Here is a 26,282-nt window from a genome sequence, read left to right as displayed (position 1 = left end):
TACACCTCTTGATGTAAGTGTATACAATGGGGAAGATGCGATACATCTATGCAAAAGCATCATTTATTATATTTGATATTTATACGTATCATTTATCGTTGGTTTGTCTATAGTAAATAGTGAGGTGATTAAAGTGAATATTATTGATAATTTAAACTCAAGTATCGCATATGTAACTTCAAAAGGATTGAAGTTTAACAAGATATTTTATACAAACCCATTAATGATGCAACAAGGATGGTTCGAAAAAGCAGAAAATAACGGAGAATGGAGAGTTCCCGTACTATACGATACTGATGATACTTCTTACATTTATTTAATACATCAATACCAAATATCAAAAGCCAATGAAATTAGTCTAAGCGAACGAAATATGAATCCTGAATTTCAAGCTATCTATTATGAGGCACTACAGGCTCTAAAGAACAGGCTAAATCAAAAAAAGTACGAGTAACGCTCACTTTTTAGGGGAGTAAATCATGTATAGAAATGTTTAATGCATCAGCAATGCGGTATAAGTAATGAATTCTTACAGGTTGGCGTCCGACTTCAATGTTAGCTATGGTTGATCTGGAGAGAGAAATTATCAGTGATAAGGCTTCTTGGGTATATCCAAGTTTCTCTCTGTTGATGCGAATTAAATCACCGATCTCCTTATAGCAAGTATTATTGTCCATCATTTGAACTCCTCTCGTTAATCTATTAAGTCTAGTATTACCAGATTAATAGAGAAATAGACTCTGAAAGATTAAAGATTATTGATTGTTTTAAATTGAAACATTTTGGCAATACAAGAGTTTAAATAGGATTTATATAATCATCTTCGATATTTACTTAGCAAGTGAAAATTTGCCGAAAAGAAGCTTTTTATTGTTCTGGAATGGAGGACAAGAATGTCATTCGGAACTAAAGATAGGCAGTATCAACCTATCGTACTTCCACGCAATAAACGGTATGGCAATAACTATTGGAACGCCCGAGGACCAAAGGTAGGATATAGAGATGTTATTTTGTATAGTGATTTGGAGTTTGATCATTGGCTTCAAACAGAGACAGATTGGCGTGTAAGTACGTATTGTGAACAACCACTGGAGATCACGTATGTATGTAATGAAAAAAGATTCACATCAATATTTGACATGTGGACTCTTTCAAAACACGGCAAGATTACGTTCATTGAAGTAAAGTATGAGGCTGAACTAAATCCAAAGCATAGTAAATATGAACGAACGATGAGGCAAATTGAGGCTCAACGCGAGTGGTGTAAGCAAGAAGGAGTGCATCACGAAGTGCGTACCGAGAAACAAATCCGACCAAATCGATTTAGAAATCAAAACCAATTAAAGATTTTGTCGACGATCTCAAATGAAAAAAAACCTGATCACCTAGAGCAAATTTTGGACAAGATCACAGTAAGAACGTCGATATCAAAACTCGCCGATGAACTAAGTTCTAAATTTACAAGCTTGGAGATTCAATTGGCGTGTCATTGGCTTTATTACGAGGGAAAAATCGATGCTAATCTCGATATGCAAATCTGGAGCAACGAAATGGAGGTGTGGAGAAATGAGCAGACTTAGAGTATATGAAAAAGAAGGGTTGCTAACGGAACAAACCAACCCAGAGTTATGGCCAACAGTAGACGAACTTTCTTTAAATGAGAAACATCGTCTACTGTTTATAAAAAGAAAGCAAGCAGTAATGATGTACTTTAAGAGTAAATCCAGTATGGCTGAGATACATCAAGAAACTGGAGTGGACCCTCAAACCTTGCGTCGTGTAATAAAACGTTGCATGAGTCTTGATGAATATGGCGTTGTTTTGGGATTTCGTGCCCTGATTCCTTATAAGAAAGTTAAGCCTTATGAATTAAATCCGATGAATACGAAACGAAATAAATCTCGGAAATCTGGCGAATTCTCAATGTTACTCATGAGATTCCCTGATATTAAGGATTTAATTGATGAACTGTTCTTAGGTAGGCACCGTCGAACTTTAGAACCAGCCATGAGGACAAAGAGTATCCATAAGAAAATGATCGATGCTTGTCGTAAAAAAGATATTCCTCTATCTGAGTACCCATTTAACACTAAACATATGGGATACAGGGCTCTTGAACGATATTTGAATCGTCTTGCTAGCAAATATTTTGGGAAGTCAGTATCTCGTTACGGACATGATGCCGTACAAAAGGCGAAGAACACTGGTGAAGGAGAACAGAACCATCCATCAACTTTAACTCCGTATCAAAAGGTACAATTTGATGCCCATAGGATCGATGGTTTTTTCGTCATTAATTTAAAGACACCTGAGGAAGATGATGTAACGGTAGTTCTTGATCGGTTCTGGATCTTAACAATAATTGACGTGGCTACCCGTATTATTTTGGGATATGCCATTAGTCTTAACAAAGAGTATAGCGCAGCCGATGTCATGCATTGCGTGAGAAATTGCATAATGCCTCATGAGAAGATCAATCTGACGATCGATGGATTAACTTACCATGATATTGGTGGGTACCCTTCTGAAGTATATCCGGAAACAAAATGGGCTGTATGGGACGTAATTTGTTTTGATAACGCTAAATCGCATTTAGCGAACCTGGTAAAGGATAGACTCAAGAACCTGGTGGGTTGCACGATAAATCTCGGTCCTGTTGATCTCCCAATGAGAAGGGGGATAATTGAAAGATTTTTCAAGATTCTTGAGGAAACGGGGTTCCACAGATTACCTAATACCACAGGAAGTAATCCAGATGATCCTCGCAGAACGAACCCGGAAGAAAATGCGATTAAATGGAACATAACATATGATCACTTAAAGGAAATGATCGATGTTATGATTTCTAATTACAACGGAACACCGCACGGCGGAATATACCATCAGTCACCACTCGAATTATTGGGCAAACGACTTCAAAAAGGGTTGTATCCCCATCAGCTAAACGAAAATAATCGTTCGGAAGTGTTATTCATGCACACAAAAATCAAACGTATAATTCGTGGATCTAATCAATCTGGAAAAAAACCGTATGTACAATACGAAGGAGTGGAATATCGTAGTGAAAAACTGTCGAACTCAGCACATTTAATAGGTCAAGAATTATTATTACACGTAAATGTTGATGATCTTCGCACAATCAAAGCATACGAAGAGGATGGAAGTGAATTCGGTTATTTGACCGCGGTGGGAAAGTGGTCATTCACACCACATTCTTTACAAACGAGAAAAGCAATAAATTCTCTTGTACACAGAAAGTTAATTCATTATACGACTTGGGATGATCCTGTGTTTATTTATACAGAGTATCTAATGAACAAAGCCAGAAAGGGAAGAAAAGGAGCCAGTAACAAAATAACAAACGTACAGGAAGTAGCAAAGAATAATCGAAAGACGGGAAGAGATGATGGGGAAGCAGAGGCTTTAGCGGCAGCCGAAAAGGAAAATGCAGCGCTTGAGAAGGCTCGGGAGTTGTCAGACAGAGTTCAGCAAGTGAACGAAATGGACCGTTATCAGAAGATGTTGTCTAAGTTAAAAACACATTCCTTTTAGGAGGGAAAAGCAGTGTTAGAACGTCCTAAAATTATGATTGGAACGCATCCCATTGAAGTAGGTCACTACCTCTTACCAACAAAAGAAGTTGTCCGTCTAATGGAGAGCATGATTAGAATCGTTGAAAACCGTATCCCCGGGATGATTGTTTACGGTAGACCAAGGATAGGTAAAACATCTGCTGTAAAATTTGCTATTGAAAATTTACCTTCCCAGGTTGGTGCGCCATTACCTATATTAATGGCAAACACCAATTCATATCGTATACCAAGTGAAGAAAAATTCTTTCAGGATCTACTTGCGGATTTCAAATTTCCGTTTCCTTCCAGAAGGAAACCGTCTGAGATGAGAAGACAGATCGTCAATTTGATGCTAGAGAAAGCAGAGAGATCAAGAATGAGGCGAATTATTCTGGTCATGGATGAAGCCCATCGATTAACAGAGTATCACTTTAACTGGTTAATGGACATTTATAACGAGCTCGACCGTGAAAAAGTGAGCATGTCAGTGATATCTGTAGGGCAAGAAGAGCTTCTATCACGCAGAACATTCTTTTTAGAGCAGAAAAAATCACAGATCATCGGTCGGTTTATGACCCACGAGCATCATTTTTATGGAATCAAAAAAACCGAAGAAATGCAATTGATATTAAAGTGCTTTGATTCACCTGAAATATCCGAGTATCCAGAGAAAAGTGGCTGGAGTTACACTCGTTTCTTCTTTCCGGAAGGTTATTCCAATGGCGAAAGACTTGAACACACCGCCTCAACAATTTACAGATTGTTCGTTGATCTGAGAAAGGAGTACGGTTTAGCGAATGAGTTTGAAATCCCAATGGAATATTTCGCCTATACAATTGAGAATGCCTTGAAGATTAATGGTACACATGGGAATCAGTGTGTATGGTTAAACGAGGAACACTGGCGTCATGCCATTAAAATGTCGGGGTACATTGAATCGGAAATTTACATGGCACTGGCGTGATGACTGCAAAGTTTCTCATTAATTCATTCATGGGTAGTGAGAGGGGGAACACATCAGAAAGGAGCAAGTCAAAAATGAACGTAGTATGGAGAACTGAATGGATAAAGCCTTATGAAACTCCTTGGACCATTCTTGAAAAATTTATTTTTGCAAATAGTATTGAACGAAACGACTTACTAAGATCAATTGGGATCAAGGAAGTCCAAGAGCTTAAAGGCTCTGTTATCGGAAATAAGTGGAAAGATCTATTCAATTTAAGTGGTTTTGACAATGTTAAGCTGAGTAACATACTAGGTTCAAATCTAGTCCACATGAATAATGTAAATATAACCTCTCTAACCCTACCACTTAACAACTTCAGGATACCAAACAAGAATTGGTTCAATGGACATTTAAGTTGGTGCGAAAGTTGTATCGGTGACGGTTACCATTCTTGGTTTCACCAATTTACCCTACTAAATACATGCCTAATACACAATACCCCTTTGCTTGATAAGTGCCCAAGTTGTCAAACTCAGATTCCTTTTCTTTTTAGTGATAGCCGACTTAGTAGTCCATTTACATGCAAATGCGGATATATGTTAGCCGATTTTGCTCATAGAAGATGGAGAGAATGGGACAAGAATTACGATACACTCATTCATAACGCTCTTGAGAAATTGAAGGTATTCAAAAACACGGACCTAGCAGAAAAGTGGTTGTTTCTTCCTAAGTACGCTAATATGGATATGTTTAAAGTTAAACCGAGCACCCACTTTTACCGTGATCGGTTATCACAAATGACTAAAGAAAAAATAATATCTAGTGAACAAGACATATATACCAGAATTTACCTTGAAAACAAAAATATTTTTAGGTCGATAGAAAAATATTTGTTAAACCATTATTTAATAGGGCATCGACATTGCATCAAACAGTTGTCGGAGCTAAAAAAAGAGGAAGGCAAGGAATTCCCAGCAATCTGTCCATATGCTTATGCTTATATATTTTGGAGAAAGAGTATTTTATCTCTGAATTATTTTTATCGTACCAATCGCGGGTGTGATATTGGTGATCCTCCGCGCAAGGGATTTGAAGTCCCAACAAAACTAATACAAGAAGAATTACATACTTTATTAAATGAATTCGTGAGACAGTATTCTAATGCTACAGAGATTGAACTGAACTATATCATGAATAAATTAACGGCTCATTTTTGCTTGAATTTCTTTCACGAGTGGCTAAATTTGGCAATAGAATTTAGTGAAAATATGACGGTACCAGGTTGGAGACAAATAGTCCGCATGAAGGATAATTCTTTCCCGAGAATTGCATTTAAAATTAATATTATGGATAAACATATAAATACTATTATCTGTCATGAGTTACCACAACAGATAGGGGGGACAGGGTTATCAAAAATAAATAATAGCTGCTGCCCAAATCAAACAAAAAAAATACGTAAAAAAATCAGAGAGATGGATTCTTACTTACCTTTGCAAAATGCAATAAAGTTATTCGAGAACCCGAGTGTTGAGAACAAAAATCTTCTTTATTATGTAGACAATTACATCAGTCGGTTCAATTTCTTAAATTTCTAACAGGAAAGCTGATAAAGACGAAATTGAAAAAATGCGTTAGATACTAACTAAACACTTACCAAGGCGGTTTATCGGTTAACGATGTATGTTCTTGTCTTTTAACGATGTATGTTCTTGTCGTCCGACAAGTACAAATTATTATAGTGATTGGATGCAATTCATACTCGATTTCATTATTACGTAAAATAATAATTTGACGAAATTATATATATGGATTATTCTAGAATCAGGAGGTGCGTGTTCGAATGGATAAAATTACGAAATCGCATTATATGAGCCGCATCGATGAGAAATTAACGGATTTACCCTGGTATGTTGCTGAATACATAGACACACGCAAACGCAAGCTCTCGCACACTACGCTATTAAATTACTGCCACGATTATATTATCTTTTTTGATTGGCTCGTGGCTGAACGTTTTGCTGCTCCTAACCGCAAAGAAGTTGAATTGTCGGTTCTTGAGAAACTGACTGTTCGTGAAATCGAAAGTTTTCTGACGTTCCTGGAATATCAACTAAGCAACTCGAAGTTGACGATCAACCGGAAGCTGTCTGCGCTTAAGTCGTTATTCGATTATTTGCAAAACAAAGCCGAAACCGTTGAGCTCAAGCCTTATCTCGAACGTAATGTGATGGCCAAGATAGAATTTAATGCCATGAAAGAAACCCAGGAAACGATCGCTAATCGGATTGAAGGCAAAATCCTGCGGGCGGACGATTTTGAACTATTCCGGCAGTTTGTGGCTTACGATTTCGGGGCGCAAAACCGCGACAACAAGCGGCTATATAAGTTTCACGAATTTAATCGCGAGCGTGATACGGCGATAGTTTCATTGATTCTTGGATCCGGATTACGTTTATCGGAAGTCGCCGGCATCAACCTGGAAGATCTCGACATGAACAAAGGTTTGGTACGGGTCATCCGCAAAGGCAACAAAGAACAATACGTGTATTTTAGCGAACAAGCAAAAGCGGATTTGGATAATTATATCAAAGTTCGCGAAGCTCGGTATAAACCGGAGAAGTCAGAAACGTACTTGTTTTTGGCAGCGCCAATCGGACGCAAAGGCAAAAACCGGCGGTTAACGCCTAGATCAATCGAGAAACTAATCGAGAAATACGCAACGGCTTACGGTAAACCGGCCTTAACGGTTCACTCGCTACGGCATTCCTTCGCAACGCGTTATCATCAGGAGAACAATGACGTGCCGCGTCTGAGGAATCAATTGGGCCATTCGTCCATTCAGACGACGATGATCTACACGCACTTAACCGATGAGGAAATGCGCAAAGCAGTTAATAATATGGACAAGTAGAACAGAAGCAACAGACCGTCGGAAGCAACCAAAGTGGTTCCAGCGGTCTTTCAGCATCGACTTTTTCACAAAACCCGTATTTTGTACATATGTAATCAAACCGATTTTCAGCCCTAGTTGTTCTTGAATTACTTGTCTAACGACACAAATGTCCAGACATAAATGACACAATTGTCGGGACATTCTCCCCATAACCCTCTGCTTGCTCCGCTGCTAATTAAAGAACAAATAAGCGTTTCATATCGAGGAACTTGCCGACCATGTTGAGAAGCAGTAACTCTACCCACGTTGGGCATGGATTTATCCCATTCCATTACTCCATTGATTCGCGGCCTGTTAAGAGATAATATTCTTGCCATCCGACAAGTTTAGTGTCAAACACCATATAGCTCAATTTTTGCTTAGTTTTTTATAAGTTCCCTTTCTGTTCCCTTTCTTGCAGTAAAAAAGCAATTAATCTGCGTTTCGCACTGCCCACACAACCCTCAGTATCCTTCTATTACGCATAATATCTTTAAATCCTCTCCAAATATGTTTATGGTCACGGTCAAGTATTAGTAAATTTGCTCATACTTGACCCATAACCGGCCTCAATGTCCTTACTGAATTAAGCTTCTGTAAAATCGAACGTTTTTACTACTTCGTACATGCCTGGGTCAAATGTTGCGATTGTCAAAGCTTCTTTAAAAAATGGCAACGGTCTTGGATCGTTACGCATCGCTTCGTAATGCTCCAAGCTTTTCCATTGCGCGTACATCGTGACTTTCGTGCCGTCAATGCTTTTGTGTAATGCACAAGAAATAAATCCAGGCGCAGAGTTAACGGAACCTTCTGTTGCCGCAGTCAACAGCTCGATAACACGCTGTTGGTTTTCTGGCTCTACTTTGAATACATTAATGAAAGTCAGAATTGATTCATTTGCATTAATTTGTGTCATGTTTATTTCCCTCCTACATTACAAAGATAATATAGGTTGATCCTTTAAGGATTGAAATATGCATGAACAACATTCGTCCAAGAGTCTGTGGCCAACTAACAAAAGAGACCACTGTACATATTTGTGTACAGTGGTCTCTTTTAAATGAGGATTGCTTTCCATGATGCCTCGATTATTTGTTGAATTTGCAGTTCGTTTAATGGGTATTTATTTACAAAGTATCCTTTCAAAATCGAAGAAATGATACCGTGGATCAGCTGATGGCAAAGATGTGAATCCATTTCTTTGATTATGCCCTGTCTTTGACCATCGACGATCAAATCCTGAATGATTTTACTGGAATGATAATCATCATCCTGATTGCGCAGTTCAGGTGATATATAAGGAGAAAAGGAATAACTGTCGATAAATAAAAAATTCTTTGGAAAATGCATACCAAATTTCAATCGATTCATTTGAAGACACTTAAATCGTTCGTAAAGGCTTGCATTAGGATCATAACCTTGAATAAGAAATTCACCCATTTTTAAACGTGAATCTCTGTATACCTCATTTACTAAGTCTTCTTTGTTTGTGAAATAGTTATAGATCGTGCCCGATCCGACGTTCGCACGTTTGAATAATTTAGAAAAAGTTACAGACTGCAGCCCCTCTTCGTGAATCAAGTCGAGTGTGGCCGTCATAATATCTTGCTTTTTGCTCATATCCCCACCTCTTAAACTTTATTGTAAACTCATTTCCTCGATTTCGTACAGTGTCGATTCGCGATTTCGGATCATTTTTCGTAAATAAGAAGCAAATTCGCGGTTAATATCCCCATTTTCAAATAACATCTGTACTGCATCACATTCGGCTTGCACGGCAATCCAGTGAAGCTCCCTTCTGTGTTGAACATAATTTTTGTCTTTTCGTTGTGCACCTATGACAAATTTGCGTAACTCTTCTAAAAGAGTCCTATAATAATCCAATACGGTTTCTGTCGCGTCATCGCTTTTTCGCTTACACTGCACTGAAAGCTCACTGACAACTGCTTGGGAACATTGAATTTTCAGACCCCATATCTCGGGATTTTCGCTGATATTAATGAAGTCCGAAGGCTGCTTGGCTCGTAAACCCATCGCGAAAAGTGACAGTACCTGCTTCCAAATCATTGATAGCCTCTTAACAATGGACGTTTGATTGGTCAACATGCGTTCCGTTTTGCCGAGCATTCTATAATAGATTTCAGCTTGTTCTCGCGTAATCGTGCCGTTTTCCATTCGGATGCGTATATGATTGCGTTCAATGTTTAGTGCTTGAATTCGAATTTGCATTTCGTCTCCTTGTGATCGTTTCGACAATTTGGAATCATTTTTTGTGACCGCCAATGTATCAGTAGGCGACAAAATAGCGGCCAATCCGAATCCCGCTGCGAGTGGAATAGATGGAATAAGCCAATGAACGATATAACCCACGATAAAGACAGTAACGAATACGAGGCCGAGTGCAAACACTAAAATCGGTCTTCGAAGGCGCCATAACTCAAAACGCGGCGCATGGACGCCATCGTAATAAAGTAAAGGCGATATAAACAGCAGGAAAAATAACTCGGGTTCTAAAACGCGCCGAGTGCGATTTGAATTAGTGGCACGGGTACAAACGGAACGAACCGATGTACGACATTTGAAACGCCAATTAAGACTAACAACACCAATATTAAGATGACGATATCCAAAGCCGAGTCCCAACTTTCGATTTTTTAGATGTCGCCTGTTTCCATTTTATTATGAGTCAGGTTCTTCCCCTTTATGACAAAGAATGAAATATATCTGCTTTATACTTTCGGGCTACCATCTCATGTCTTTCTCTCCCTTTCATTGTAAGACCATAAAAATATCCCCTCCAAGATTCACTCTACCCCCCAAGTAACAGGACAGTTTGTTGAGTGTTTATTTGAAGGGGATCATGTATGGCTTTTTTATAGCTAGCAAATGGACATTACGCCAGCAAATCGAATCCAGTTATTGTTTTTGTCTCCAAGCAATCTTTCATACCGTGTATGCCATATTCACGACCGATCCCGGAATGCTTGAAGCCGCCAAATGGAGCTTTCATTTCGAATCCGGCGCCGTTAATAAGCACAACGCCTGCTTGAATGAGGGAGGCCAATTCGTTAGCTCTCTCCAGATTGCCCGAACTAATATAAGCGCCAAGGCCGTAGTCTGTGTTATTTGCCATTTCGATCGCTTCTTCTTCGGTTTTGAACGTCAATATCGAAAGAACTGGTCCGAAAATTTCTTCTTTAGCGATCGTCATATCTGGAGTTACGTTAGCAAAGATCGTGGGTTTAACAAAGTTTCCTTGCTCTAATCCTACAGGGTGGCCTTCTCCGCCCGTTACCAGCTCAGCACCCTCTTGAATGCCGGCTTTAATAAAGTACTGGACTTGATTATATTGTTTCTCTGTCACGATTGGTCCAAGCACGGTGTCGGATTCGGATGGCAAACCGACTTTCATCGATTCCGCGGTTGCGCGGGCAAGCTGCTTCACTTCTTCCAAACGATGCTCCGGAACGAACAATCTTGTACCTGCAACGCAAGCTTGACCGTTATTCGAAAAACACGATTTAACAGCAGCTGGAATGGCTTTGGAGAAATCCGCGTCATCAAGAATAATGTTAGGCGATTTCCCGCCCAACTCCAACGTTACACGTTTCATTGAATCTACTGTCGCTCTGCGGATTTCTTTACCGACGCGAGTCGAGCCGGTAAAGTTGACCATTGCGACGTCTTTATTGCGAGTCAATTCTCCTCCTACTGTCGAACCAAGTCCATTAACGACGTTAATTACGCCAGCCGGAATGCCAGCAGCATCGATACATTCCGTCAGGAATTGCGTTTGCAATCCACTAAGTTCACTTGGCTTGATTACAACCGTACATCCGGCAGCGATCGCCGCACCAAGCTTGGCCGTAATCTGTGAATAGCTTGCGTTCCATGGTGTGATGATACCCATAACGCCTACAGGTTCGGACACGATTTTGGCTTTACCGATATAGTGAACAAATTCGTATTGCTCAAGTGCTTCTTTGCTAATTATTAAATTCATTGCTGCCAATTGAACACGTCCGGTAGCCGCCATCCGAGGTGCGCCATATTCAAGAATGTTAGCTTCTGCAAGCTCGTCGATTTTCGACAATATTGCATCGTTCAGACGTTGCAGCATATCTGCTCTTTCTTGTACCGTTGTTTTTGAAAACGCCGGGAATGCGGCTTTCGCTGCCGTAATTGCAAGCTTAGCGTCTTCTTCGTTGCCAAGGACTACACTTCCGATAACTTCGCGTGTTGTAGGGTCTACCAGTTTTTGACGCTCAGTGCCTTGAGGAGTGACAAACTTTCCGTTAATATAAATTTGGGTTATATTTCTCATATTTTTAGACCACCTATTGTCAGTTTAGTTTACGAAACGTCTGTCACTGTTTGATGCATACTGTTTCGAGAAAAAAGTAGGAATCCGACAGCGACAGCAACCAAGGCAACAGCCACTGCCATGAACACGTCTCGCGTAGAATTTGAGTATAAGAGCAGTTCGATCCCTCTGACGAACAACGGGCTCAGGAACTGACATGTGTAGACGCAAGCCAGCAATAAGGATATCCCTGTTGTCAAAATTAATTTTGGAACAACTTCCGAGGTCTTAATGAATGACAGCGGGAATAGCACTCCTTCGGATAGGCCAATCATGAATACCCCCAAGGCGACTGTCCACACCGCATGTGCGGAAGAAATAAGCAGGAATCCCCCAGCCATTAATACCAGCTCCAGTGGAACGAGTCTTTTCTTCAATGCACCTGTTAACCTCGTAACAGAAAGTCCACCTATAAAAACACCGATTAATGAGAATGCTATCAAATAGCCAGCTGAAGAAATGCTGCCGATACCGTTATTCGCAAGAAATAACGAAAGGTTCGTCGGAATCAGAGCAAACATCATCGTATGCAATCCTCCCGCAAGCGCTACTGCGTAGAAAAACTTCGGTATCTTTATGGATGACTTCGCCGATTGACTCACCTGAAGCGGCGGGAATTTAGGAAGAAATGCAACGACCATTACTAATAAAATGACCGCGTAGAAATACGTCATAAAGACGTCTCTCCACCCAAGCGTCGCGATAAATCCACCGATAGAGAGGAAGATAGCCCCGCCTATCCCGTTGATAGACGTTTGAATGCCGTTCATGCGCGAACGTGCTTCTCCTTGAAAGTTCTCCGCAATTAATGAGTTGAATGTCGGCGAAATTAAGCCAATACTTAGGCCTAAGAGCGCCCTACAAGCCAAGATGAACGGAAATGAGTTCATAAAGGCTGGTCCGACGCCTCCAAATAAATATAAGACTAGACCCGTGATCAAGATGGATCTCCGATTAAACTTTCTGTTAAGAATTCCTGACAAGAACAATGTCGGCAAAATGAATAAGGAAGATAACGTTACGACCCACTGTACTAACAGAGCGTCCGTATTCGGAAATGCCACGGCAAGCGGTTTAAGAGCCGGCGCTGCCATCATTATTCCGAAGGTAGTCGTTACAGCCATCGACAATAATGCGATTCTAGCACTTACTTTCAATGTGACACCCTCTTTCTGCTATATTACGACTGTTCGGAGAACGGCATAGATTACCGCTTCCGACAGTCGATACAATAGGACAAATATGCAATGGCTTAGAAATCTGTCGAACGACTAAGTTTTTCCCAACGCTTCGTTTCTTCTAATTTTCCGTTATCCATCGCATTTGCGAGCTCGACGGCATCGCTCCCAAGCAGTAAGCGAAGCGGCGGGTTTTCTTCCTTAACGATAGTGAGGATTGCTTGTGCAGCTTTCGCCGGATCTCCACTCTCTTTTCCAGTGTTTTCACGGAAATAGGTCATCATATAGCCGACAGTGTTTTTGTATTCGTCACGCGGCTGGATTTGTTGCATCGAAGAGCCTGCCCAATCAGTACGGAAACCGCCTGGTTCGATTAATGTAACCTTAATTCCCAACGGCTGTACTTCTTTCACAAGCACTTCAGAGAAGCCCTCTACCGCCCATTTCGCAGCTTGATAAGGTGCAAGGCCTGGAGCGCCGATACGACCGCCAATGGAAGAGAACTGAATGATATGGCCGTGACCCTGCTCTCTGAGCAAAGGCAGCGCGGCTTTTGTTACGTTGACTACACCCCAAAAGTTTGTTTCAACTTGTGCGCGGAAGTCTTCCATCGCTGTTTCCTCAATGGAGGAAACATTTCCGTAACCTGCGTTATTAACAAGAACATCCAGTTTTCCGAATGTTTCGAATGCGGCCTTAATGGCTGCTTCAGCTTGGTCGTAATTATTCACATCCAATTGCACGAGGCGAACTTGGTCTCCGTAACGGTCCGCTAAATCTGCAAGCTGTTCTGTATTGCGAGCTGTTGCGACAAGTCGATCTCCATTAGCGAGTACCGCTTCCGCAAGACTACGACCAAACCCTCGGGAACTACCAGTAATCAGCCAAACTTTATTCATAAGAATATTCTCCTTATCAATGTGTATTGGAATATTCATTCCACAGTTGATATAGCTCTAAGATCCAACTTGGTCAAGAATAAATGGAATGTATATTCAGGTAAATTTCAATAAAATAGACCATATATCTTGAATTATTGAAGTTATCACGACTAAATCGGAATAATAATTCCAATTAATATTATTATCGTTGTGTCACAAAGCTTGAGACCGCCTTTATTTATGCCCTTAATCACCTTAAATTTGGTAATTAAGGGCACTAAAAGGTCAAGTTGTCAGATACTATTAGATATTGATTGCTTTATGCTCAACATAGGCACCAAGACCGACAACGCCAAACTCACGTCCGATCCCGCTGGCTTTGTATCCGCCGAATGGGCCCTCGTAAGAAGCCATTGCTCCATTAACAATAAAGTAGCCTGTGCGGATTTGACGAGCGATTTCGAGTCCATGCTCAAGTGTGCCAGACCAAACGCCACCACCGAGGCCAAATGGCGAATCGTTGGCGATGCGTACGGCATCTGCTTCGTCATCGTAAGGGATAACGACAAGAACTGGTCCAAAAATTTCTTCTTGGGCTATACGCATGCTGTTGTTCACATCCGCGAATACCGTTGGTTTGACGTAGAATCCACCTTCCAATCCTGCAGGAACATCCGCTCCGCCAGTAACCAGGCGCGCGCCTTCTTGAATACCCAGTTCAATATAAGATTGAACACGTTTTTGTTGGTCTGCTCTCACCATAGGTCCGATGAAAGTCCCCGGGTCGGCAGGGTTACCAACGACGAGGCTTTCCGTCATTGTCTTAATTAGCTCGACTGCTTCTTCATAACGTTTTTTCGAAACAAGAATGCGGGTATGCGCTACACAGCTCTCCCCGTTGTTAACGAAAGATGAATACTTCAAGCCTTGAACTGCCGCTTCTAAATCCGCGTCATCCAAAATGATTGCTGCGGATTTGCCTCCGAGCTCCAAGCTTACGCGTTTTAGTTGTTCACCTGCGATCGATGCTATACGGCGCCCAGCTCCGGTCGAACCCGTAAATGCGATTTTATCGACTCCTGGATGGGATACGAGGTATTCACTTGTTTCGCGACCAGCCGGCACAATACTAATAACGCCTTCAGGGAATCCTGTTTCAGCGAAGATCTCGCCTAACAATAAGGCGTTAAGGGAAGTTTCTGGCGATGCCTTTAAGATAACTGTATTACCTGCCAGTAATGCAGGGATCATTTTAGCAAGAGCCGATTGATGTGGTGCGTTCCAAGGTATGATCGCTGCGACAACGCCAACCGCCTCACGACGAATCATCGGACCTTTTCCATCGTTCAAAGTTTCTTCCCACCCATACGATTTGGCTGCGCGAATGTAAGCATTCGCTTGCTCGGCGAGCGAGTGTTGCAAACCGTTCGTAAACCAATTAGGTGTGCCGTTCTCAGATGTAATTAAAGCAGCAATCTCATCCGCACGCGCAGCATGCAATTCATTGAAGCGAGTGACAATGTCCTGTCGTTCGCTAGGCGTCATTTTCGGCCACGGACCGTTATCGAATGCTTTTCTAGCTGCAGTGACGGCTAGATCAATATCGTCTGGGGAAGCCTGTGCCGCTTTACCAACTAGAGATTGATCATGTGGAGAACGAATCTCGATCACTTCTTGATTTACTGGGGCTTTCCATTGACCACCGATAAACAGCTTGTCATATACTTTCATTTTTGTTACTCCTTTGTGATTGTCTTTTATTTGATATGCTTTTGTTCGACTGTTATCCAATTCATTGAATTTGCTTGTGCATTTCGCCTCCCTCATTACGTTGGAACAATCGTTCCACGGGATTTATAATACCCTCGGATCTAGTGTTAGTCAAGGCACTTATGGAACATTCATTCCATGTAATATATGTAAATAAACACCTAATCAGCTGAGAAAACGATTAATAAGGGCCGAATTAATTAAATTTAATTGAAATAGCTGAATAATTGTTCCAACTTTCAGTGCAAGTATTTAAGACGTAATATGCTGCAGCATGCACTTATACAAGAGCAATTCTCAATGTAAAATCCTCTCCTGTCCTGTCCATCTCCTGAACGTGGCAAGCAAAGCTGGGTAGTTTTCCATGCCCTCGATTGAATTATTCTGCCCGTTAGGATTCCTGTAGAGAGTTATATTTGCGCTTTGCACAAAAACGAGCGCCTCCATTACGATGGGGTAACACGGGTCATAGCCCGTTATTCTCGGTGAAACTGGCGACCTCAGCAGCTATGCACATGGTAACGCGTTGCTACAGCATGCCGGCCTCAACCTGGCTGAAGCAAGTTCAGGCAAATGGAAAGGCCAAATGTCCAAGTCCATCAGTAAACGTGTCGACCAAGGCTTCGGCATGCCCAGTTCATGGCAACCAGGGCCCATATTATGAATGACGTAACGTTTAAACGACAGCACGAAGTGAATGTAAAAACGGCATGAAACCGATGCGCTTCCGTCATGAAGCTTTGCGGCAAAAATGGCACGCTGTTGGTTGCCATGGTACAGAGTGGCGAAGCTTACGAACTGGATCGAGATCTCCCTATGAAACATGTTGCTTAACCGATTCTCAACTAGCATGAATATTGGCTTATAAGCGGGATTTCAAGAGTGCACGGAGTAGCGGATTGCGTTGAACAAAAGGGCACTGACCTCGTACCGTTAGGATAACCAGCCTCCACCAACCGGATAGGCGTAACGAAGGAATGAAGGGGCATTGAACCGTCGAGAAATGGGAGTGAAAGCCTCCGGAGGTACGTGATGCAGCGTGCAGCAGAGCAGTACAAAAAGGAGCGAAAACTCGCCCCTTCTGTTCACGCATGCGCTTCGGTTGACGAATTTGACGGTACATCCCTCTTCTACTATCCAGATAGCAATGTTATCCATTAGATAGATCCTGCGAATAGGCAAGCATTCGGGAGAAAATCACATTTTACCGAGAGGTTTCATTGAATTTCGGCTGGAAATTATCTGCTGCGGCCTACATTAATGCGCTTTCCAAGCTCTTACCACATCCTCAATGACGTATCCATCCCTTTTTCCAAAGCTAACTCAAAGCCTTTTCTGCTAAAATTTGCGCTGTCATTTCTTTTTTGTTTTCACGTAAATTACGTTTCATCATCGTTTTGTTAAGTTAGGAATGATCTGCAACATCTAATTCAGATACAACTTTTTTATATTCTCGTCCATCATCCTTGCTTTGAATAGGGCTCCACACTTGGGCGAAAAACGGTTCACGTTTAGCGCGTTCTTTGTAATTCCAGCTTTCACGTTCACATTGAGGGCAGAAATGTCCTCCCTCAAGAACCAGTTTGGGACTGGCGCTAAACGTATGTCCGAATGCACATTTGAATTCAAGTTTTTCTGCCCAATCCCCCGTCGCCATCTCTGTAGATAAGCATTCACCGCCGCGGAATGTTGCAGCCCCTTCATATCTTCAATATTTAATTGTGAGGCCGGCTTATTCTCATCATAGCCATGATCGAGCTTTATGACTTTGTTCCAATAAGTGAATTTCTTCATCTCGGATAGTTTTCCCGGAATCGACTCCCAATTTTTCTTACTGCCCCAAAAAGCTTAGTTATTTCCCAAACGCCTTCTTAATGAAATACTCAAGAATATCGATAGTCAGCTTCAACTCAACGTACCCGACAGGTTGAAACGTTATACCTATTCTTACTTGGTCAATGGAAGCTTAGCGATCATACAAGAATGGATACAAGAAGGATTTATAGTCTCCAGTTTAGAACTGGCAGAGCTCATCTTTTCTTTAGCTGACCATTCATTATTGGCGTTTGACCCCTTAGAAGAGAAATGAGTATTCCCGTAACTCCCTTAAATTCACCACTGCTCTTCTATGTATTTAGATTATAGGAAAATCTTAAAGGGCGAATCGTACCAAGGGGAAGGAGATGTCCTTTTGGGAAGAAATTGAACAGCATAACTCTTGGAATGTATAATGGGCATGCAATAGAAAAAACATTATCCCGACATCTCCCAAAAGGGAAACCAAGATAATGTCAAATTTCTACTTGGAACAAGTAATACATATAAGGATAAACCTCCATCGACAGCAATTCCTCCTCCGACAGTAACGACATCTCCGGAAACCATAGCTTCTCCAGACAGTACATCATGCGAATTCGTAACCTTTGTCAACTGGCTTCCGGGAATTTTTAGCTCCATGGGAGCTGCGCCTGTGGCCACAATACTTTTACTTCTGAAACGTTATGGGACTATGTTCTTGTCCTCTGACAAATTTCAATCAACTATCATCGTTCTCTGTTAGCGAGCAGCTTGTTCAATCCCTTTAAAAGAACAGTAGCAGACCATTTGGGAAAAACCTCTTTGAAGAATTCATTTCCTAAATAGGTTAAATCAGAGTTCCGCAGTTCCAAGTCGTCCTTGAGCGAACCATCCTCATGGAATGGTTCTATAACAATTAATTGGTGTTCCACTAGAAATTTCATTAGCACCTCTTCCTTGATCTTACCTCCTTCAGATGAAAATGCAGTTTATGTTTTCAGGCGTTTAGTCAAATCAACGTGACTTAGGCATCTCTCTTACGGTAAAATACAACAGCTGCAGCAATAAAAATCAGTGCCCACAACATCAATATTCCTGTCCCCTGCACAGGTGTAAGAGCATTTATTTCATCTGTGGAAGACAGCCTATACATAGATTGCCCCGCCGCATCCGGTAAGTAAGTAATAAAGCTTCGCAATAAGCCTTTCATCAATGGACTGACAATGAAATAATAACCAAGCAGGATCACTAAAGTTGGAGTGGTTCGTCTGATTATAGCACCTACAGCTGCACTGAGTAGTGTGGTTAAGGTTAAGTAGCCTGTCGCTCCTATTATTACCTCAATCAGGGTGTCTATATCAACCCCTACTGCTGTGTCTCTCATTCTTATCCAAGGATATAGCATACCTAAAACAACGATAATAAACCCCGCGGGAATAGTCACCATGGCCAATGCTAAATGCTTGGTGGTTAATTGTAGGCTACGCCAAGGTATCGCAGTTAATGTAGTTCGAATCTGTCCACCGGTGTACTCTGAACAGGTTGTTAGGATCCCAAGGATAATGAATCCAGCTTGAAGATAACCCATAGATGAAAGCCCAATGATCAATATCCCCTGCGTCCCTGCTTCCCCTTTTAGACCAACCGAAGTAAAAGCTGCAACAACTCCTAGATTAAGAATGAATGTACATATAAGAGTAATCCATACCGATGGTAGCGTTATTAATTTATCCATTTCAGCACGAAGGGTTCGTGTGAACCTTTTACTAGAAGAGACACTCATGCAGCAACGTCCCTCCTATTAAACACAATGGTTGCAGTAATGAAAAGGACGACCACCCAGGCAAACATAGCTAACCCGCCCATGAACGGGGGAAGAAATTGATCGTTCGTAAACATAAACATTTCAATTCCAACTCGGTCTGGTAAGTATAATGCCAGCTTTGTGACCTTGGACAGCAGGAAACTAAAGGACACAAACGATGTATTAATGATAAGTACCGCAAGCGGAATCGTGCCATTCTTGGTAAGAACCGTTATCCCAAACGCTAAAAGAGCAGTAAATACCCAGTAACAAACTGCACCGAACAGCTTGGACCATTCAAATGCAGGAGTATATTCACCAAGAACAAGATACGTGGCTGATATCGTTGTCATTATAGCCAGAATACATAGCAGTATGCTGACCACGATCACTGCCCCTGCTTTTGCCAGTAATAAATGAAGCCTTGATGAGACAACCGTTAAGCTTGTTGTAATCTGTTGTCCTCCACCCGATTCACTGCTCTCTATCGAATACTCGCTGCTGACAGCAAGCACACCGAGAATAATGACACCTTGCACCCCAAGAGCGAATCCAATATAGCCAACTTCCGAAAGTCGTGTGCTAATTCCAGCAATGATTTCCGCTCTCTGTGCCATGCTGTCTAAGGCCGCTATGAGCGCTGGAGCGAATGCCCCAATAAGTAAGGACAGCCAAATCCCCGGTAGGGAGAACAATTTAGATAGTTCTGCGTTGAAGGCTCTCATCCCATTCCACCTGCTTTGTCAGATGTTAGGGCAAAATAGGCTTCCTCCAGCGAGGAATGATACCCTGTTACTTCCTCCAGTGTTCCAGAGGCAACAATTTTTCCATGCTTCATGATGACCACATCGTCAACCGTCTCTGCAAGCTCTCCTATGAGGTGACTGGATAATAATACGGTGTTTCCAGACTCAGCACGTTCACGCAGAAACGTCCGAATCCAGCGTATCCCTTCCGGATCAAGCCCGTTCACGGGTTCATCCAAAATCAATATCTCTGGATCACCCAATAATGCGGCTGCCATTCCGAGTCTTTTCCCCATTCCCAGAGAATACTTCCCTACTCTTTGACCCGCTGCTTTTGTAAGACCTACGATTTCCAAAACTTCCTCGACACGTGAGGAAGGCAATCCTGCGGCACAAGCCATCCAACGCAAGTGTGCTCGTCCTGTTCGGCTACGATGCGCTCCAGACCCATCCAGAGCGGCGCCCACTGTTGCTAATGGATGATGCAATTGTGCGAATGGCTTTCCATTAATGAGTGCGGTCCCTGAAGTCGCACGATCTAACCCAAGCAATATGCGAAGGGTCGAACTCTTCCCTGCCCCATTTGGACCTAAAAAACCAGTGACTCTACCTGGTCTCGCCTTAAAGCTGATCCCAGATAAGATATCTTGAGCTCCGCGACGCTTAACCAAGTTCCTAATTTCAAGCAACCATAACACTCCCTTTCTGTTATGGTCCAATTATATAGAAGCAAAGTTACATCCCAGCGATCCTGTGGTTTACTTCTGGGTTACCTTTAGGTTAAGCTCGACCAATTGCTACTCTTGTACCCTTGTCTTTGGATGTAATATTCGCTTTCAGCATCATCTTATTTAACATATAATCACAAGTCGATAACCCCATCCCTACCCCACGTTCATAGGAAGAGTTGTCCATACCGGGACCACGGTCTGCCACAAGGATCTGTTCTTTTGCTGCATCAACCACAATGTTTGCATATTTCCCTTCAGCCGCATGGCGAATAATATTCTGAAATAAATTATCCAGCACCCGTGTCATCCATTTCGGATCTACTTCCCAATAAAAAGTTTCGTCTGCCGGCAAATCAACATCCAGTTGAATTTCTTTCTCCTCAAAAACAGGATACCACGCAGCAACAGAAGCTCTGACTAAACGTCCAATATCCGTTGACGCGGGCTCAAATGGATATTTCCCTGATGTAAGCAATGTGTAAGACAGTAAATCATCCATTAGCACTCCGACTCTAGTAATCGTATGGTCCATCTCTGTTAAAGAGAGTTGCCCTTCTAGACTAACGGACTCATGATTTAATCGGGTGACATGTCCTCTCAAAATCGTAAGTGGTGTTCGTAAGTCGTGTGATAAATTCGCAATAAGTCGATGTCGTAATAATTCCTCTTCATAGGCTCGATTGCGACTGTCCTCAAGCTGCTGCATCATCCAATTAAAAGAACTTCCTAACTGGTCGATCTCATCCATACGATCCGATTGAACAGATACGGGTTTAGGAAATGCGCTGTTTCTAGCTGTCATTGACATGACTTCTTGCAAGTGAGAGAGACGTCTCTGAAGTTTCAAGAAAAACAACCACGATAAGATCACAAACGCGACAATAATCAAACCAAACAAAAATACGGTAATATAAAACAGATTTAAGGGATTTATTTCTTTTTTAGGGATACCAGAACCCCCAAAAAAGGCACTGAAGAAAATGAGAATCATCGGAGGTAAAAAGATGAACAGAAAATGGACTTTTAGAAAACGACGAAATAAGGATCCTGTCTGCTTCATAGTTTCACCCGATAGCCAATTCCCTTTAGCGTCTCTATAATCTCCGGAGAATCCGGGTCACGTTCCAGTTTTTGACGTAGTCGATGGATATGCACCTGAATTGTTTTGTCACCCGTAATATAGGATTCTTGCCAAATGGCTTCATAGATTTGCTCTTTGGGTATAACTTGATTAGGATGCCGCAAGAAGTACATTAAGATTTGATGTTGTTTCCCTGTCAAAATAATTTCTTCTCCCGTGCGTTTGTCATAGACCATTTGGCCTTCTGGATCCACTTCAATCTGATTCCCCAGTGAAATACGTTCGGTAGGTGTTCCACCCGTTCGACGGATTAGCACTTCTAATCTAGCAACCAATTCTTCTGTATGGAACGGTTTCGTTAAATAGTCATCGGCAAATTGTAATCCATCCACCTTGTCCTCGATCGAGGTTCGAGCAGATAACAGCAAAATAGGAATAGCAGGAGCTGCCTTTTTCAATCGTTTTCCCACCGTAAATCCATCTAACCCCGGTAACATAATGTCCAAAATAACGACGTCCTGCTGATTAACTTCTTTATCGGCACCCTCACCAGAAAGCAACCACTGAACTGAGAATCCTCGCTGCTCCAATTCTTCTTTAACCCAACTGCCTATTTTCTCATTATCTTCAATATATAGAACATTTCTTCTCAAGCAACATCCCCCGCTTTAATGGTGTTCTCTATTTAATAGATTAACACACACTTGTAATCCCTCCGAATCAAAAAAAGCCGCTCGTTATGAGCGACTCTTCCGTCATTCTATTCATTATTCAGTCATGCCAATTGAACGGCGAGGAATTCATTACTCCGAAAAATCGCTTCTGAAGGCAAGACCTACTCTTTTGCCTTTAAACAGACCTCCAAGTTTCAGATGGTCCAGCATACATTTCGCTACATCGTCATAAGCAACAGACAATTCTTGTAGCCGGCTGAACAAGTGACCGGCTATTTCTGCTTCGGAAAATTCCTTGATTGTCTCCGGAATCGGGATTGGCAAAGTTTCGGTTGTTACATGCAGATGAACCAGATTGAGATGATCTATCGAATCCATCATTGTGCCCGGACACATAATGGACCAATCGAGCTTTGTTTGCTGTAGCCGATCGAAATTCCGGTTATGATTTTTATACTCAGGCGGGAAGCCAGGCAAATTGTTGCCGATCAGATCGGTGTAAGGAATATCCAGCAGTCCGGCACCTCCCATGATCCATACCCGCCCAGAGAATGTGGGTTGGAATTCACATTGGCTTATAATATTATCAATCATACGAACGAACTCTTCTCCCTGACCCGCATGACCAGCTGCAACTATAGCGGCGTCTTGATGCTTGAGCGCTTCTCTAACTATGGCAGGGTCAAGAATATCGTCCGCGATCACCTTAACTTGCTGTGATGAAATCTCACCTAATTGTTCGTAGAGCTTTTCAGCATTTCGCACAAATGCGGTCATTTCATACCCCATTCGTATCCCTTGAGCCAAAACCCTTTTTCCTGTATTCCCAGTCGCTCCAAAAACTAAAATTTTCATAGTCCCTTCCTCCATTTCATGATCCTAAATTCGAGTTAACTTTAGCATAGCATCGCTTCAAATTTAGGGTAAGAACCCACTATTTAGTGGGGTACTTACTTAAAAGTAAGCATGGCAAAAAGGAAGGCCGGGAGAACAGGAACCTGAATTTATGACCAATGGATCCGCTTTAAGACACTGATTCAGTGTACTTCCGTTGATTATGTTGTTCTCCCCAAGCGCACATCACTTCAGCGACAGGAATCAATGTTTTCCCGTATTCACTTAGGGAATATTCTACTTTCGGAGGGACAGTAGGATAGACCGTTCTATCAACTATGCCTTCGCCTTCCAAATCTCGGAGATGTTGTGATAACATTTTTTGAGACACATCAGGTATAAGCTTCTCTAAATCGTTAAACCGCTTTGTGGAATCAATCAAATTCCACAAAATCATGGGCTTCCATTTGCCAGCTAAAACATGAATAAGTGTCTCAATTGGACATTCACGCTGATGGATCATGTTATATCATCCCCTCACCTTGACTAAAGTGCATGCACTGCACGAATATTACACTTATCAGAAGTCTACTAAAGAGACAAAAACCTCGTCAACTGATATTGACGAGGCCACAAATTATTTTGTGAAAAATCCGTAAATAGCCATTACTTCGTTGTAACTGGCAACACGCCACCGGCTTCCGATTGGCCAAGCAACACCTTAATCCCTGCGTTGGTATTCGGCTCCTGCTTCCCATAAACGGCAAGGCCCGAGCGCACGTTCTGCACATAGATCGTTTCGTACGGATTGCCGAGCGATAATAGCGCGTACCGCTTATTTCGCTTATTCAGCGAATCGATGATCGTTTGGATCTCGGCCCAACCGAATTGACTGGCCACGTTACGGAACTGGTAGGAGGCCAAAATGACATAATCCGCTTGCTCCATCGCCTGAAGCGCATCCGATGTTTTGCCTTGACCGATCACGGTAATTTCCGGCTTTAACGATGGGTTGCTTGCAACGCTCGTTAGTTGTCGCTGAAGTTGTTCTGCCTGCTCCTGACCAGCAGCAGCAATGACGACCCGGTCGTCTGGTTGTATGAAATCCGGATGGGCTCCGTCACGACTGGCCAACAAGGTGACTGACCGTTCAGCAATTTCCCGCTCCACGGCTCGATGCTTTTCGGAACCGATGACATTAGTTAATGCAGTTAACTTCTGAGCAAGGTTGTTTTCCTGGTCAAACAAACCATATTTCGATTTCAATTCCAGGATGCGCTTAACCGATTTATGGATGGTTTCAGACGGAATCGTCCCCCTCTTTACCGCTTGAACCAACGTTTGATGGGTAGCCTCCGGATCCTGCGGCATCAAGATGATATCGACACCGGCGTTGACGGCTCGTTCCACCGCTTGGTTCTCTCCAAAATGCTCCGCAATTGCATTCATCGTGAAGGCATCCGAAATGATGACCCCCTGATATCCTAGTTCCTCCCGGAGAAGTCCGGTTAGCACCTTCTTCGATAAAGTCGCGGGAATCGGCACACGGCTCCCGTCCTTGAGTGAAGTCACGTGTTCATTATCGACTGCTGGGAAAGCGATGTGAGCGGTCATGACCATCTCCACCCCACCCTCGATCGCCGCCCGAAATGGCTTCAATTCCACCTCATCGAGCCGATTACGACTATGAGTCAGCACCGGCATTCCCAGATGGGAGTCTACCGTCGTATCCCCATGCCCCGGAAAATGCTTCACAGCCGCGATAACCCCGGATTGTCGCAGCCCCTTTATTGTGGCAAGTCCAAGCCGAGATACCAGGTCCGCATCTGAGCCAAAGGAACGGATCCCGATGATCGGATTATCCGGATTGCTGTTAACGTCAAGCACCGGGGCAAAATTGACCTGCAGCCCAAGCGCCTTCAACTCTTCGCCTGTGAGCTTCCCGGCCGCTTCGGCCAGCGCCGCGTCTCCGGTTGCGCCAAGCGCCATTTGACCCGGCAGATTCGTTCCTCCAGGAATTCGCTTAATTACGCCTCCTTCTTGGTCAATACCGAGAAAGAGAGGAATGTCCCCCGCTTCGTTTTGCAGATCATGAGTCAGTTTTACGACCTGACGGGCGTCGACAATATTTTTGACAAAAAGAATAAGCCCACCCAAGTCCTGATCATGAATGCTGCGTTTCAATCCTTCATTAACGGTGGTGGTAACTTGGCCATTCCATTGTCTAATGTCAGGCATCAGCATTTGGCCAATCTGCTCACTGAGGGTCATATATGAAATTAGCTTGTCCCAATCCTCCGCCTCTATGGCAGCTTCGCGTTCAAATCGAATCACCCTTGCCAGAAATACGGAAAACTCGGCCCGTGTAACAGATCGATCTGGTCTGTAAGTGCCATCCGTATATCCGCCGATGAGCCCGTTGGAGCTCATCACGAGAATAGGCGCCGCCGCCCAATGTTGATTTACATCTCTCAAGCTAACGGATTGCTTGCCAGCGGCAAGAGAATACGCGCGTGTAAGAAACGCAGCCGTCTCTGCACGGCTCATCGCCATATCGGGATGGAAGGTACCGTCGGGAAACCCGCCCGTCAGCCCCTTTTTCTCAGCAATGGAAATTTCACGATAAAAGGGATGGGTTGTCGCCACATCGGTATAGCTCGCGCTTGCCGCACCGGATTGTAACTGTTCAGGGTAGAGCTCCCGTACCAGGAAAGTCACGGCTTGCGCTCTTGTGACTTGCTTCTCAGGAGCAAACTTCCCCTTGCCATATCCAGCAACGGTTCCTCTTTCCGCCATATAATTAATGCTGTCTGACGCCCACTTCACAGACTGGAGATCGGTAAACCGTTCTGCCGCAGCCGCGCTTCCTGCCGAAATGAGCATGGAACCGAGAACAACACCCAAAATCGTCATTACTTTCATCTTCATCTGACTACCTCTCTAGTTGTTTTTCTAGTTAATTAGACGCTT

At 42.7% G+C, this 26,282-nt stretch carries 22 protein-coding genes and 1 pseudogene; 6 read left to right on the top strand and 17 right to left on the bottom strand.

The window, feature by feature from the left end; translation table 11 throughout:
* The first annotated feature begins 133 nt into the window (after positions 1–133).
* The 6 genes from MKZ15_RS11880 (at position 134) to xerS (ending at position 7,432) form a co-directional block, all read left to right on the top strand.
* Complete coding sequence (locus tag MKZ15_RS11880) at positions 134–454, top strand: Mu transposase C-terminal domain-containing protein (RefSeq protein ID WP_339816313.1); 321 nt, start codon at positions 134–136, stop codon at positions 452–454.
* A gap of 439 nt (positions 455–893) precedes the next feature.
* On the top strand, positions 894–1,580 hold the full coding sequence (locus MKZ15_RS11875; protein ID WP_339816310.1) for a TnsA endonuclease N-terminal domain-containing protein: 687 nt from the start codon (positions 894–896) through the stop codon (positions 1,578–1,580).
* The gene (locus MKZ15_RS11870) at positions 1,567–3,552 is read left to right on the top strand and encodes a hypothetical protein (protein ID WP_339816309.1); all 1,986 of its coding nucleotides are present in this window, start codon (positions 1,567–1,569) and stop codon (positions 3,550–3,552) included. The genes MKZ15_RS11875 and MKZ15_RS11870 overlap by 14 nt, the downstream gene beginning before the upstream one ends.
* 12 nt (positions 3,553–3,564) lie before the next feature.
* On the top strand, positions 3,565–4,536 hold the full coding sequence (locus MKZ15_RS11865; protein WP_339816307.1) for an AAA family ATPase: 972 nt from the start codon (positions 3,565–3,567) through the stop codon (positions 4,534–4,536).
* Positions 4,537–4,610: 74 nt separating this feature from the next.
* Complete coding sequence (locus tag MKZ15_RS11860; RefSeq protein WP_339816306.1) at positions 4,611–6,116, top strand: hypothetical protein; 1,506 nt, start codon at positions 4,611–4,613, stop codon at positions 6,114–6,116.
* A gap of 245 nt (positions 6,117–6,361) precedes the next feature.
* Positions 6,362–7,432 (top strand): tyrosine recombinase XerS, encoded by a 1,071-nt coding sequence (gene xerS / locus MKZ15_RS11855; protein WP_339816304.1) that lies wholly within the window; start codon positions 6,362–6,364, stop codon positions 7,430–7,432.
* Positions 7,433–8,039: 607 nt separating this feature from the next.
* Here xerS and MKZ15_RS11850 read toward each other — a convergent pair.
* From MKZ15_RS11850 to MKZ15_RS11770, 17 genes and pseudogenes are all read right to left on the bottom strand, one after another.
* Positions 8,040–8,369 carry an antibiotic biosynthesis monooxygenase family protein gene (locus MKZ15_RS11850; protein WP_204801148.1) on the bottom strand — a complete coding sequence of 110 codons (330 nt, stop codon included), beginning with the start codon at positions 8,367–8,369 and terminating at the stop codon, positions 8,040–8,042.
* A gap of 140 nt (positions 8,370–8,509) precedes the next feature.
* Entirely contained in the window at positions 8,510–9,073 is a 564-nt protein-coding gene (locus MKZ15_RS11845) for a TetR/AcrR family transcriptional regulator (protein WP_193416249.1), read from the bottom strand.
* 654 nt (positions 9,074–9,727) lie between these two features.
* Positions 9,728–10,083 (bottom strand): annotated as a pseudogene (locus tag MKZ15_RS11840) (cation:proton antiporter); the annotation flags it as partial.
* Between the two features lie 263 nt (positions 10,084–10,346).
* Positions 10,347–11,777 carry an aldehyde dehydrogenase family protein gene (locus tag MKZ15_RS11835; protein WP_339816300.1) on the bottom strand — a complete coding sequence of 477 codons (1,431 nt, stop codon included), beginning with the start codon at positions 11,775–11,777 and terminating at the stop codon, positions 10,347–10,349.
* Between the two features lie 29 nt (positions 11,778–11,806).
* Positions 11,807–12,973, bottom strand: coding sequence for an MFS transporter (locus MKZ15_RS11830; protein ID WP_339816298.1), 1,167 nt, complete (start codon positions 12,971–12,973; stop codon positions 11,807–11,809).
* A gap of 95 nt (positions 12,974–13,068) precedes the next feature.
* Positions 13,069–13,893: an oxidoreductase gene (locus MKZ15_RS11825; protein WP_193416252.1), complete on the bottom strand. Its 825-nt coding sequence runs from the start codon at positions 13,891–13,893 to the stop codon at positions 13,069–13,071.
* 285 nt (positions 13,894–14,178) lie between these two features.
* Positions 14,179–15,606 carry an aldehyde dehydrogenase gene (locus MKZ15_RS11820; protein WP_213624053.1) on the bottom strand — a complete coding sequence of 476 codons (1,428 nt, stop codon included), beginning with the start codon at positions 15,604–15,606 and terminating at the stop codon, positions 14,179–14,181.
* A gap of 1,464 nt (positions 15,607–17,070) precedes the next feature.
* A complete protein-coding gene (locus MKZ15_RS11815) occupies positions 17,071–17,439 on the bottom strand; it encodes a hypothetical protein (RefSeq protein WP_193416254.1) in 369 nt (122 codons plus the stop codon).
* Positions 17,440–18,188: 749 nt separating this feature from the next.
* The gene (locus MKZ15_RS11810; RefSeq protein ID WP_339816294.1) at positions 18,189–18,386 is read right to left on the bottom strand and encodes a hypothetical protein; all 198 of its coding nucleotides are present in this window, start codon (positions 18,384–18,386) and stop codon (positions 18,189–18,191) included.
* Positions 18,387–18,466: 80 nt separating this feature from the next.
* On the bottom strand, positions 18,467–19,225 hold the full coding sequence (locus tag MKZ15_RS11805; RefSeq protein ID WP_339816292.1) for an ABC transporter permease: 759 nt from the start codon (positions 19,223–19,225) through the stop codon (positions 18,467–18,469).
* Positions 19,222–19,971 carry an ABC transporter permease gene (locus MKZ15_RS11800; protein ID WP_339816291.1) on the bottom strand — a complete coding sequence of 250 codons (750 nt, stop codon included), beginning with the start codon at positions 19,969–19,971 and terminating at the stop codon, positions 19,222–19,224. The genes MKZ15_RS11805 and MKZ15_RS11800 overlap by 4 nt, the downstream gene beginning before the upstream one ends.
* The gene (locus MKZ15_RS11795; RefSeq protein ID WP_244868568.1) at positions 19,968–20,690 is read right to left on the bottom strand and encodes an ATP-binding cassette domain-containing protein; all 723 of its coding nucleotides are present in this window, start codon (positions 20,688–20,690) and stop codon (positions 19,968–19,970) included. Before MKZ15_RS11795 ends, MKZ15_RS11800 begins: the two co-directional genes overlap by 4 nt.
* Positions 20,691–20,772: 82 nt before the next feature.
* Entirely contained in the window at positions 20,773–21,783 is a 1,011-nt protein-coding gene (locus MKZ15_RS11790) for a HAMP domain-containing sensor histidine kinase (RefSeq protein ID WP_339816287.1), read from the bottom strand.
* Positions 21,780–22,457 carry a response regulator transcription factor gene (locus tag MKZ15_RS11785; RefSeq protein WP_213624058.1) on the bottom strand — a complete coding sequence of 226 codons (678 nt, stop codon included), beginning with the start codon at positions 22,455–22,457 and terminating at the stop codon, positions 21,780–21,782. The genes MKZ15_RS11790 and MKZ15_RS11785 overlap by 4 nt, the downstream gene beginning before the upstream one ends.
* 150 nt (positions 22,458–22,607) lie before the next feature.
* Complete coding sequence (locus MKZ15_RS11780) at positions 22,608–23,333, bottom strand: NAD(P)H-binding protein (RefSeq protein ID WP_193416260.1); 726 nt, start codon at positions 23,331–23,333, stop codon at positions 22,608–22,610.
* Between the two features lie 169 nt (positions 23,334–23,502).
* Positions 23,503–23,835, bottom strand: coding sequence for a helix-turn-helix domain-containing protein (locus tag MKZ15_RS11775; RefSeq protein WP_193416261.1), 333 nt, complete (start codon positions 23,833–23,835; stop codon positions 23,503–23,505).
* 143 nt (positions 23,836–23,978) lie between these two features.
* Positions 23,979–26,240, bottom strand: coding sequence for a glycoside hydrolase family 3 N-terminal domain-containing protein (locus MKZ15_RS11770; protein WP_339816283.1), 2,262 nt, complete (start codon positions 26,238–26,240; stop codon positions 23,979–23,981).
* Positions 26,241–26,282 lie beyond the last annotated feature (42 nt).

Origin of the sequence: Paenibacillus sp. FSL R7-0216 (genome assembly GCF_037969915.1) — a bacterium.
Taxonomy (GTDB): domain Bacteria; phylum Bacillota; class Bacilli; order Paenibacillales; family Paenibacillaceae; genus Fontibacillus; species Fontibacillus rhizolycopersici.
Note: the sequence above shows the minus strand (reverse complement) of the source record. Positions and strands in the feature narration are given on the sequence as shown.

Coding starts and splice junctions, on each gene's coding strand:
- MKZ15_RS11875 (WP_339816310.1), top strand. CDS start 894: ATGTCATTCGGAACTAAAGATAGGCAGTATCAACCTATCGTACTTCCA.
- MKZ15_RS11820 (WP_213624053.1), bottom strand. CDS start 15,606: ATGAAAGTATATGACAAGCTGTTTATCGGTGGTCAATGGAAAGCCCCA.
- MKZ15_RS11835 (WP_339816300.1), bottom strand. CDS start 11,777: ATGAGAAATATAACCCAAATTTATATTAACGGAAAGTTTGTCACTCCT.
- MKZ15_RS11815 (WP_193416254.1), bottom strand. CDS start 17,439: ATGAAGAAATTCACTTATTGGAACAAAGTCATAAAGCTCGATCATGGC.
- MKZ15_RS11775 (WP_193416261.1), bottom strand. CDS start 23,835: ATGATCCATCAGCGTGAATGTCCAATTGAGACACTTATTCATGTTTTA.
- MKZ15_RS11790 (WP_339816287.1), bottom strand. CDS start 21,783: ATGAAGCAGACAGGATCCTTATTTCGTCGTTTTCTAAAAGTCCATTTT.
- MKZ15_RS11825 (WP_193416252.1), bottom strand. CDS start 13,893: ATGAATAAAGTTTGGCTGATTACTGGTAGTTCCCGAGGGTTTGGTCGT.
- MKZ15_RS11800 (WP_339816291.1), bottom strand. CDS start 19,971: ATGAGAGCCTTCAACGCAGAACTATCTAAATTGTTCTCCCTACCGGGG.
- xerS (WP_339816304.1), top strand. CDS start 6,362: ATGGATAAAATTACGAAATCGCATTATATGAGCCGCATCGATGAGAAA.
- MKZ15_RS11850 (WP_204801148.1), bottom strand. CDS start 8,369: ATGACACAAATTAATGCAAATGAATCAATTCTGACTTTCATTAATGTA.
- MKZ15_RS11845 (WP_193416249.1), bottom strand. CDS start 9,073: ATGAGCAAAAAGCAAGATATTATGACGGCCACACTCGACTTGATTCAC.
- MKZ15_RS11780 (WP_193416260.1), bottom strand. CDS start 23,333: ATGAAAATTTTAGTTTTTGGAGCGACTGGGAATACAGGAAAAAGGGTT.
- MKZ15_RS11860 (WP_339816306.1), top strand. CDS start 4,611: ATGAACGTAGTATGGAGAACTGAATGGATAAAGCCTTATGAAACTCCT.
- MKZ15_RS11805 (WP_339816292.1), bottom strand. CDS start 19,225: ATGAGTGTCTCTTCTAGTAAAAGGTTCACACGAACCCTTCGTGCTGAA.
- MKZ15_RS11770 (WP_339816283.1), bottom strand. CDS start 26,240: ATGAAGATGAAAGTAATGACGATTTTGGGTGTTGTTCTCGGTTCCATG.
- MKZ15_RS11810 (WP_339816294.1), bottom strand. CDS start 18,386: ATGAAATTTCTAGTGGAACACCAATTAATTGTTATAGAACCATTCCAT.
- MKZ15_RS11870 (WP_339816309.1), top strand. CDS start 1,567: ATGAGCAGACTTAGAGTATATGAAAAAGAAGGGTTGCTAACGGAACAA.